The organism is Novosphingobium sp. YAF33, assembly GCF_052113265.1.
GTDB lineage: Bacteria > Pseudomonadota > Alphaproteobacteria > Sphingomonadales > Sphingomonadaceae > Novosphingobium.
In genome coordinates this window covers 1-569 of sequence record NZ_JBFRCW010000050.1, presented here as the reverse complement: position 1 = coordinate 569, position 569 = coordinate 1, and the positions used below count along the sequence as shown (strand labels likewise).

Genomic DNA, 569 nt, shown 5'->3' with positions numbered 1-569 from the left:
CCCGGGAAGGCCAGCATCGGCACCGACTGCCAGCCGCCCTCGTTGATCGCACGCGCACCGTAAGCCACGCGCTTGCCGCCCTCCAGGATCGCGCGGATATCCGGGTGCTGCTTCCAGCGCTGGAATTCCTCGAACGGGTAGACGTAGGGATTCTTGTAATCGAGCGCGGTCACGAAGCCGAGCGCCACCTGGTTGTTGGCCTGGTGGTAGAGGAAGCCGCCGCCCCAGCTGTCGGTCTCGCTCATCGGCCAGCCCTGGGTATGGATGACCCGGCCGGCGACGTGCTTGTCGGCGGGGATATCCCAGAGCTCCTTGATGCCGAGGCCGTAGATCTGCGGCTGGCAATCCGCCTCCAGGTCGTACCTGGCCTTGAGCCGCTTGGTCAGGTGGCCGCGCGCGCCTTCGCAGAACACGGTATATTTGCCCAGCAGGTTCATGCCCGGCTGGAAGTCGGCCTTGGGATTGCCCTCGCGGTCGACGCCCATGTCGCCGGTCTGCACGCCGATCACGGCGCCGTTCTCGTCATAGAGGATCTCGGCGGCCGGGAAGCCCGGGAAGATCTCGATCTC

1 pseudogene is annotated in these 569 nt (G+C 66.1%); it reads right to left on the bottom strand.

Going from position 1 to position 569, the window contains the following annotated elements:
• Positions 1-569 (bottom strand): annotated as a pseudogene (locus tag AB4Z00_RS26565) (electron transfer flavoprotein-ubiquinone oxidoreductase); the annotation flags it as partial.